Source organism: Paraburkholderia sp., assembly GCF_049581445.1.
In the GTDB taxonomy this organism is placed as follows: Bacteria; Pseudomonadota; Gammaproteobacteria; order Burkholderiales; family Burkholderiaceae; genus Paraburkholderia.
Genome location: NZ_JBAURZ010000005.1, coordinates 1 through 7,108 on the forward strand (window position 1 = coordinate 1; position 7,108 = coordinate 7,108).

At 63.6% G+C, this 7,108-nt stretch carries 8 protein-coding genes; 2 read left to right on the plus strand and 6 right to left on the minus strand.

Annotated features, from left to right (window positions below; translation table 11 throughout):
- Positions 1 to 154: 154 nt before the first annotated feature.
- Positions 155 to 1,162 (minus strand): low-specificity L-threonine aldolase, encoded by a 1,008-nt coding sequence (gene ltaE / locus WCA85_RS00175; protein WP_424060924.1) that lies wholly within the window; start codon positions 1,160 to 1,162, stop codon positions 155 to 157.
- Between the two features lie 232 nt (positions 1,163 to 1,394).
- Complete coding sequence (locus WCA85_RS00180) at positions 1,395 to 2,129, minus strand: peptidoglycan DD-metalloendopeptidase family protein (protein WP_424060925.1); 735 nt, start codon at positions 2,127 to 2,129, stop codon at positions 1,395 to 1,397.
- A gap of 404 nt (positions 2,130 to 2,533) precedes the next feature.
- Here WCA85_RS00180 and WCA85_RS00185 point away from each other — a divergent pair, with 404 nt between their 5' ends.
- Both WCA85_RS00185 and WCA85_RS00190 read left to right on the plus strand, forming a co-directional pair.
- The gene (locus tag WCA85_RS00185) at positions 2,534 to 2,854 is read left to right on the plus strand and encodes a hypothetical protein (RefSeq protein WP_424060926.1); all 321 of its coding nucleotides are present in this window, start codon (positions 2,534 to 2,536) and stop codon (positions 2,852 to 2,854) included.
- A 141-nt stretch (positions 2,855 to 2,995) separates the two neighbouring features.
- On the plus strand, positions 2,996 to 3,736 hold the full coding sequence (locus WCA85_RS00190; protein WP_424060927.1) for a DUF2968 domain-containing protein: 741 nt from the start codon (positions 2,996 to 2,998) through the stop codon (positions 3,734 to 3,736).
- Positions 3,737 to 3,862: 126 nt separating this feature from the next.
- On the opposite strand, the gene gndA is transcribed toward WCA85_RS00190, so the two are convergent.
- The 4 genes from gndA to WCA85_RS00210 form a co-directional block, all read right to left on the minus strand.
- A complete protein-coding gene (gene gndA / locus WCA85_RS00195) occupies positions 3,863 to 5,272 on the minus strand; it encodes an NADP-dependent phosphogluconate dehydrogenase (protein ID WP_424060928.1) in 1,410 nt (469 codons plus the stop codon).
- A gap of 248 nt (positions 5,273 to 5,520) precedes the next feature.
- Positions 5,521 to 6,138 carry a DUF938 domain-containing protein gene (locus WCA85_RS00200; protein ID WP_424060929.1) on the minus strand — a complete coding sequence of 206 codons (618 nt, stop codon included), beginning with the start codon at positions 6,136 to 6,138 and terminating at the stop codon, positions 5,521 to 5,523.
- The gene (locus tag WCA85_RS00205; RefSeq protein WP_424060930.1) at positions 6,139 to 6,744 is read right to left on the minus strand and encodes a pyridoxamine 5'-phosphate oxidase family protein; all 606 of its coding nucleotides are present in this window, start codon (positions 6,742 to 6,744) and stop codon (positions 6,139 to 6,141) included.
- Positions 6,745 to 6,797: 53 nt separating this feature from the next.
- Positions 6,798 to 7,108, minus strand: a 311-nt coding sequence (locus tag WCA85_RS00210; RefSeq protein ID WP_424060932.1) for a Sir2 family NAD-dependent protein deacetylase, incomplete at its 5' end; no start/stop codon positions are given.

Consider the following 7,108-nt stretch of genomic DNA (forward strand, 5'->3'; position numbering starts at 1 on the left):
GTCGCACCGCGCAGGGGTCAGCGCGCCGTCGTCGGCGAAGTAGGCGCGGGCGCCACTCAGGACGCCCATGGCGCGCCACTGGTGCCCGCCCAACTCAGCGAGTCACTCAGCGCGCTATTCAGTGCACCATTGAGTGTCCGGCTCAGTGCCCGGCTCAGTGCGCCGCGAAATACCCCTTCACAGCGGCCACGAATGTATCAATGTCCGCCCGCGAGACATCCCGATGCGTCACAAAGCGCGACGCGTAGAGCATCTGCGTAAGGATGCCCCGCTCCTTGAGCCATGCTTCGAGTGGCGCGCAATGCTGCGTGGAAAACTGGACGAACACCATATTGGTCGCGTGCGATTGCACCTTGACCTGCTCGATTTGCGCGAGGCCGGCGGCCAGATGCGCTGCATTGGCGTGATCTTCCGCGAGACGTTCGACATTGTGATCGAGCGCGTAGAGGCACGCGGCCGCCAGCACGCCCGACTGCCGCATGCCGCCGCCCAGCACCTTGCGCCAGCGATGCGCGCTTTGCAGCAGCGCCTTGCTGCCGACCAGCACTGAACCCACCGGCGTACCTAGTCCTTTCGAAAAGCAGATCGAAACCGAATCGAACGGCGCGCACAGCGCTTCCAGCGGCTGACCAGATGCGACGGCCGCGTTGAAGACCCGCGCGCCGTCGAGGTGAGTGGCGAGACCCCGCTCGCGCGCCAGCTGCACGGCTTCGGCGACGTAGCCCGCCAGCAGCACCTTGCCGCCAATCGTGTTTTCCAGCGCGAGCAGGCGCGTGCGCGCGAAGTGATCGTCGATGGGTTTAATCGCGGCAATGATCTTGTCGAGCGGCAGCGAGCCGTCGGCCGCGTTTTCGATCGGCTGCGGCTGGATGCTGCCTAGCACCGCCGCGCCGCCGCCCTCGTATTTGTACGTGTGGGCCGCCTGCCCGACGATATATTCGTCGCCACGGGCGCAATGGGCCATCAGCGCGGCCAGGTTGCTTTGCGTGCCGCTCGGGAAGAAAAGTCCCGCTTCCTTGCCGGCGCGTTCAGCCACCGAGGCTTGCAGACGCAACACGGTCGGGTCGTCGCCCCACACGTCGTCGCCCACTTCGGCGGACATCATGGCCGTGAGCATGGCCTGGCTCGGACGGGTGACGGTATCGCTGCGCAAATCGATCATCTGACATTCCTGTGGGTAAGCTCGCTGGCCACCTGCTCCCGAGTGTCCTGGGGTTGAGCGGTTTCAGCGCAATAGTCAGCCAGTGTATTCAATTACGACGACACTGAAAACCGCGACCGTGCTGCTTCGGGGCAACGGTCGCGGTAGTGGCAGCGAAAGTGACCAACCAGGACCAGCAACGCTGGTTGCGGCTACGATGCGCCGGTTATGGCACCGTAGCCGCGCGGGCAGGTTAGCCGCCCGCCCTCGGCAGCCACTCGAGTGGATCGACTGGATGGCCGTCCTTGCGCACCTCAAACTGGATCGAAGCGACGCCGTGACTGTCCACCCCGACCTGGCCGATCGTCTCTCCCTGAGTGACGGCGTCCCCCTCCTTCACGAGCAAGGTGCTGTTCTGCCCATACGCGGTAATGAGGGAATCGTCGTGCTTGATGATGATAAGCGGCCCGTATGCTTCGATGCCGTTGCCGGCGTACACCACCCGGCCAGCGGCGGCCGCCTTGACCGGATCGCCGATTCGCCCGCCGATCACGATGCCCTTTGAGTTACCCACCGCGAACTGCTTCAGGATCGGGCCGTGCAATGGCCACATCAACACCCCCTGTTGCGCCACAGCCCCGACGCCTGGCGCGGGTGGGGGCGGCTGGATCGCGGCCGTGGGCGGCGCCACCCGCAACACCTGGCCCACGGTGACAGAAGCGCCTGGCGCCAGACCGTTCCAGCGCGCCAGGTCCTGCGGATGCTGGCCATAAGCGCTGGCAATCCCCGCCAGCGTATCGCCCGGGTTGACGCGATAGAAACCGGCCGGCACCGGATTCGCGGCGCCATTCGTCTGGTAGGCTCCATACGCGCCGTTGTATGACTCGGGGGATGTGCCCAACGGCGTGATCGTGCAACCGCTTAGAGCGGCCACGACGGAAATAGCGAACAACACCTGCGAAACCACATGAAGCGACTTGTCTCTCATTAGATAAACCTCGTCACGTGAGTCAATCAATCTTCAGGCGTGTGCACAATGCCTGGCCCTCCGAAGCAATCGGTCCGGTTGCCGATCCGCTTCATGCTTACATGGTCCTAACGGCGGCAATGCCTCCTGCATGCATGCAATCCAAAGTCGTCGCACCGCACGCCGTTCCGGTGCCGAGTCCTTTGCATGTGCTGACTGATAGCAAAACTCAGTCCCGTGCATCAACATCACCCACTTCATTATAGGGCGCGGACGCCGCGCCATGCTGCACGGGCCTGCGGCCCATGCGCGACAATTGTGTGAGCATTGATTACCAACGAGGCTCGCCTATACTTGCTCTTGCTGACGCAACGCACAGTAGGCGAGACACTCGCCGTTATGTCCTGTCCGTGAGGAGCTCCGGGATGAATAAAGCCACGTTTCTGGCCGTACAGTTGAACGTCGAAGATGTCGCGGCGTCACCGGGGTTGGTCGAGTTACTCAATACCCACCTCGTCTTTGCGGCAGACGTGGCCGAAGCGGCCGACGCCCTGGTCCAGCTTGCCAGCATTACCCGCCTATCCAGCGGTGTCGAGGCGAGCGTCGAGCTTCCTGCGGTCGCCCTCGAGAGGCTGCGCGAAGCGCTCGACAATCTGAGCGGCTATGACGAGTCATGGCTGCTTGCGCTCGAACCGAGCAGCGCACTATTCGACGATATTGCGCGCCGGCAACGCACGTTGCACTGAGCCTTACCGCTGTGGGATACAGGCGGCCGAGCCGCCGGGCCCCTCCGCTTTCGTTGATCGCACGCACCACCCCGCGACCCGGCACGCTCCATACGCTGGCGCCGCCTGGCGATGTCGGGCGAGCCACTCTAAGGAACTGCCGTGAAAAGTCTCCTGAACCGACGCAGCGCATTGCTTGGCACTGGACCATCCCACCTCGCTCCGGTGTCCCGAGAGGGCTCCCCCTCACCCAACGGCAATGAGCCGCAGTCGGCCGCCGCTCAGGGCACAACGGAAAGCGTGGCGGGAAGCGCCGATACACCGCGGCCAGTCACCACTCTGCGGGCCGTGCCGGTCGTCCCGTCGCCAATCAGCGGCCGCGCCGTGCAGATAGCGGACACTGCCGAAGTGGAGTGGCTGGCCGAGGAAGAGGCGCTTATTCCCTTCCGGGTCTTCCGCAGTTTCGACTACTCGGTCAGCCTGTTGTTCCATCCACGGGAACTGATGTATTACGTGGCGCTGTACCAGACCGGCTCGCTCTGGCGCGCGCTAAAAGCCACCGACCTCAACGCCGCGGAAGCCGCCTTCCACCACTTCGAAGAACAGGCCACCCGCCTCTCGGAAGGCGAGGCACGCCGCGCGCAACTGGCCGCCCAGAACGAACAGCTCGCACGCATGATTTCGCAATCGGAGGCCCAGGCCGAGCGTCTGCGCGGCGAGTTGCAGCGCCACGCAGTGCAGGAGCAATCGGTGGTGGGACGGCAGCATCAGGTGCGCAAGGACGTCGCGCAACTGGAAGCGCAGCGCCTGGCCGCACAGGCCCAGTTGAACAAGGCGCACCGGCAGATTCACCAACTCAATCTGGCGAGTAACGAAGGCATCCCGCATCTGCCGGCACGCTAGCGCGTGCATCGCCGAATCGCCTCTGTCACGCGAAAAAAAGCGGCCCGGCCCCTATGAGTGGGACCGGGCCGCTTTTCGTTGCACGGGCTCAGGCGGCGTGGACCGCCTGTACCGTGTGACGCAAGCTTAGGACCAGTTTGCGTGGAAGCTACCGGGCTTGTCGATGCGCTCGAAGGTGTGCGCGCCGAAGAAGTCGCGCTGGGCCTGCACGAGGTTGGCGGGCAGGCGCTCCGAACGGTATGCATCGAAATAGGCCACGGCTGACGCAAACGCCGGCACCGCCACACCCGCCTTGATCGCGGCGATCACCACATCACGCAGCGCCGCCTGATAGTTGGTGGCGACGTCGTTGAAGTACGGATCGAGCAACAGGTTGGCGATCGCCTTGTCCTTCGTGTACGCGTCGGTGATCTTCTGCAGGAAGCGGGCCCGGATGATACAGCCCGCGCGGAAAATCTTGGCGATCGTGCCGAAGTCGAGATCCCAGTTGTACTCTTGCGAGGCCGCCCGCAATTGCGCGAAGCCCTGCGCGTACGAGATCACCTTGCTGAAATAAAGCGCGCGGCGCACCGATTCGATAAACGCGGCGCGGTCGCCGTCAAACGGCTTCACGTCCGGCCCCTTGATCACCTTGCTCGCCGCCACCCGCTCGGTTTTCAGCGACGACAGCACGCGCGCGAACACCGACTCGGTAATCAGCGGCAGCGGCACGCCGAGGTCCAACGCGTTCTGGCTGGTCCATTTGCCGGTGCCCTTTTGCGCGGCACGGTCGAGGATCACATCCACCAGATCTTTACCCGTCTCGTCGTCCTTCTTGCTGAAGATCTTCGAGGTGATTTCGATCAGGTAACTGTCGAGGTCGCCCTTGTTCCACTCGGTGTAGACCTCGCCCAGTTCCTTGTTCGAGAGGCCAACCACCTGCTTCAACACCGAGTAACTTTCGGCGATCAATTGCATGTCGCCATACTCGATGCCGTTGTGCACCATCTTCACGAAGTGGCCAGCGCCATCCGGGCCCATATAGGCCACGCACGGTTCGCCGTCCGGCGCCTTGGCGGAGATCTCCGTGAGGATCGGGGCAACCAGGTCGTAGGCGTCGCGTTGCCCGCCTGGCATGATGGACGGCCCTTTGAGCGCGCCCTCTTCACCGCCCGACACGCCGGTGCCGATAAAGTGCAGGCCGGACTTGGCCAGTTCCTGATTGCGGCGAATCGTGTCGGTGAAATGGGTGTTGCCGCCGTCGATCAGAATGTCGCCCTTCTCCAGCAGCGGCTTGAGCGAGGCAATCGTGTCGTCGGTCCCGGCACCGGCCTTGACCATCATCAGGATACGGCGCGGCTTTTCCAGCGACTCAACAAATTCTTCGACCGTATAAGTCGGCACCAGCTTGCGGTCAGGATACTCTTTGATCAGTTCATCCGTTTTCTCACGGCTGCGGTTAAACACGGACACCGCGTGACCGCGGCTCTCGATGTTGAGCGCCAGATTGCGGCCCATGACCGCTAGCCCCACTACGCCGATTGCCTGTTTGCCCATTTGAGTTCTCCAGATTCCGAAGTGTCGTGACGCCGCGCCGGGATGACCGTCGGCAGGCGTCGAGGATGAAAGCATAAAAGAAATGCCGGATTGCCGCTCGCTTGCCGGCTACGATCGCGCTCGGGCCGCCAGCGTGCAGACCGCGCCCCAATGCCCGCGCGGCTTGTCATACTTACCCTGAGCTACCGCTTAAGCACGCTCGCCACGGCTGTGCGCGTTCGAGTGTTCCGTCAGACCCGATTTACTCACTAGCGTTTCATAAACACCAGACTGAAATTGTTGGCGGGCATGGCAACCGGTTCGCCACACGCGAACCCGTGCGCCTCGCCCAACGCGACCACCGACTCCATATCGCGCACGCCCCATGCCGGATTGCGGCCGCGCAACTGCTGGTCGAACGCGTCATTGCTCGGCGACGTATGCGCGCCGTGCCGCCGGTACGGCCCATACAAATACAGTACACCGTCGCGGTCAAGCAGGCGGTCTGCGCCGTCGAATAATGCCTGAGTCGCGGTCCACGGCGAAATGTGGATCATGTTGACGCACAGCACCGCCTGCGCGGCACCGATGCCCCAAGGCGTACGTTCGACGTCGAGTTCGAGCGGCGCGTGTATGTTAGCGAGGCCGGCGTGCGCCGTCCATGCGGCGATCGAGGCGCGGGAATCGGCATCGGGGTCGCTCGGCTGCCAGTCGAGTTGGGGCAGCGCCGCTGCGAAATGGATCACATGCTGTCCGGTGCCGCTGGCGATTTCCAGCACGACGCCGCTCGACGGCAGCACCTCGCGCAGCACCGCAAGAATCGGCTCGCGATTGCGCTCGGCCGCAGGAGCACGCTGGCGCATCGAGGAAAGAGACGGGTTGGTCATTTAGTACAGGCTCGTGCGCAAGCGCTCAACAAGTTCGAGGTCATAGGCGCGGGCATCGAACGTCTCGCCATTAAGGCGCCTGTGGATCGCGCCCGCGCTCGGTAGCCGCGCGCGTTCGACGTGGCGCGCTGGGTCCCACAGTTTGGAGCGAGCCAGCGCTTTGGAACAATGGAAGTACACAGTGTCGACATCCACGAACAGCACGGTGCGTGGCGGCTTGCCGTCAACGGCGAAGCTTTCGAGCAGCGCCGGATCGGCGGAAATACGGCCGCGGCCATTGACGCGCAGCGTCTCTCCGACGCCGGGCACAACGAACAGCAGCGCCAGATGCGGTTCGACGATGATATTGCGCAGGCTGTCGATGCGGTTATTGCCCACTCGATCGGGAATGGCGAGGGTCCGTTCGTCGATGATCCGCACGAAGCCGGGTGCATCGCCACGCGGCGAGCAGTCGAGTCCTTCCGGCCCGGCGGTTGCGAGCACGACAAACGGCGCGAATTCGATGAACGCCCGGTAGTCCTCGTTGACATATGGAATCTCTTTACGGACCGCGCGCTCGTGCGGCTCGCCGTAGAGGGTCTCCAGTTGTTCGATGGTCGTGAGCATCTGCGTTCCTGTGCTTATGTCTGTGTTAGTGCCCGTGATTTTGCGCACGGCCTTCAATCCAGCGCAAGCCGCGCAGCCAGTGCGGTTAGCGTTTCCGCACACGGCGCGGCAATCTTCAACGATAGCAACGGGTCAGCGCGCGTGCGGCCGAGATTGATCGCGGCCACCGGCTTGCCCATCTTTTGCGCCCATACGCAGAAGCGATACCCCGAATACACCATTAGCGAAGAACCGACCACCAGCACCGCGTCCGCGGCTTCGAGCGCGCGCGTGGCATCGTCGACGGTGGCACGCGGCACGTTCTCGCCAAAGAACACCACCGCCGGCTTCAACATGCCGCCGCAGTTCGGGCACGGCGGAACCC